This window comes from Streptomyces sp. IBSBF 3136 (genome assembly GCF_036815105.1).
GTDB lineage: Bacteria > Actinomycetota > Actinomycetes > Streptomycetales > Streptomycetaceae > Streptomyces.
This window is the reverse complement of sequence record NZ_JAJSZC010000455.1, coordinates 1-1,429: the sequence shown is the minus strand read 5'-3', so window position 1 is coordinate 1,429 and position 1,429 is coordinate 1. Positions and strand designations below refer to the sequence as shown.

The following is a 1,429-nucleotide window of genomic DNA, read 5'->3' as shown; positions in this document are numbered from 1 at the left end:
TCCCGAGCCCGCCCCGCCTCGCCTGCCGCACCCGCCGCACCGAAGGGACAGCCCCATGAAACTCCTGCTCGACTCCACCCGCTGCCAGGGCTACGGCCTGTGCCAGGAACCCGCGCCCGAGCTGATCGACCTCGACGAGTGGGGCTACGCGCGCACGCGCACCGGCGAGGTGCCGCACGGCGACGAGGAAGCCGCCGCGGCCGCCGTCGCCGCCTGCCCCAACTCCGCGCTGCGGCTGGTGAAGTGAGATGGGACGCGACCTGTCGGCCCTCTTCGACCCGGTCTCCGTCGCCGTCGTCGGAGCCAGCGACGACCCGGCCAAGTACGGTCACGCCATCGCCGCCCAGGCCGTCCGCGCCGACGGCCGCCGCCCCGTCCACCTGGTCAACCGCCGCGGCGGCACCGTCCTCGGCCGCACCGCGGCGCCCAGCCTGAGCGCGCTCGGCGAGCCCGTCGACCTGGCCGTGATCTCGGTGCCCGCCGCCGGCTTCGAGGACGCCGTCGACGAGGCCCTGCGGTGCGGGGCACGCGCGATCGTCGCCATCACCGCCGGCTTCGCCGAGACCGGGGCCGCCGGGCGGGCCCGCCAGCAGGCCGTGGCCGGACGCGTACGGGCGGCGGGCGCCGTGATGGTCGGCCCCAACTGCCTCGGCATCACCGACAACACCACCGACCTCTTCCTCGCCTCCGACACCTTCACCCCCGGCGGTGTCGCACTGCTCAGCCAGAGCGGCAACCTCGCCCTCGAACTCCAGCTCCGCTTCGGCCCGCACGGCCTCGGCTTCTCCCGCTTCGTGTCGCTCGGCAACCAGGCCGACGTCACCCTCGTCGACCTCCTCGCCGACTGCGCCCGCCACGAGGGAACCCGGGCGATCGCCGTCTACGCGGAGGACTTCGCCGACGGACGCGCCTTCGCCGAGGCCGCCGCCGACGCCGGGAAGCCCGTCGTGCTGCTCACCGCCGGACGCGGCGACGCCTCCGCCCGCAGCGCCCAGTCGCACACCGGGGCGCTGACCACCTCCGCCGACGTGGTCAGCGCCGCCTGCCGCGACGCCGGCGTGGAACTGGTCGCCACCCCGCGCGAACTCACCGTCGCCCTGGCCGCGTTGCACGGCGGGCGCCGGGCGGCCGGCCGCCGGATCGCCGTGCTCACCGACGGCGGCGGCCACGGCGTCGTCGCCGCCGACGCCGTCGAGACGTCCGGCCTGACCGTGCCCGAACTCCACCAGCCCACCCGGGACCGGCTCAGGGCGGCCCTGTGGGAGCAGTCGGCCGTCGCCAACCCGGTCGACCTCGCCGGGATGGGCGAACAGGACCCCGGTTCCTACGCGGCCACCGTCAGCGCGCTGCTCGCGGCCGAGGAGGTCGACGCCGTCCTGATCACCGGCTACTTCGGCGGATACGCGGCCGCCGGGGGCGGGCTCGGGGG

General features: G+C 76.3%; 2 protein-coding genes. Both read left to right on the top strand.

Features of this window, described 5'->3' with window-relative positions; translation table 11 throughout:
• Window positions 1-55 precede the first annotated feature (55 nt).
• Window positions 56-247 (top strand): ferredoxin, encoded by a 192-nt coding sequence (locus V7E45_RS40155; RefSeq protein WP_333779231.1) that lies wholly within the window; start codon window positions 56-58, stop codon window positions 245-247.
• A 1-nt stretch (window position 248) separates the two neighbouring features.
• Window positions 249-1,429, top strand: a 1,181-nt coding sequence (locus V7E45_RS40150) for a CoA-binding protein (RefSeq protein WP_333779230.1), incomplete at its 3' end; no start/stop codon positions are given.

What these genes read in the sequence shown, in the direction of transcription:
- V7E45_RS40155 (WP_333779231.1), top strand. Translation starts at nt 56, where the DNA reads ATGAAACTCCTGCTCGACTCCACCCGCTGCCAGGGCTACGGCCTGTGC.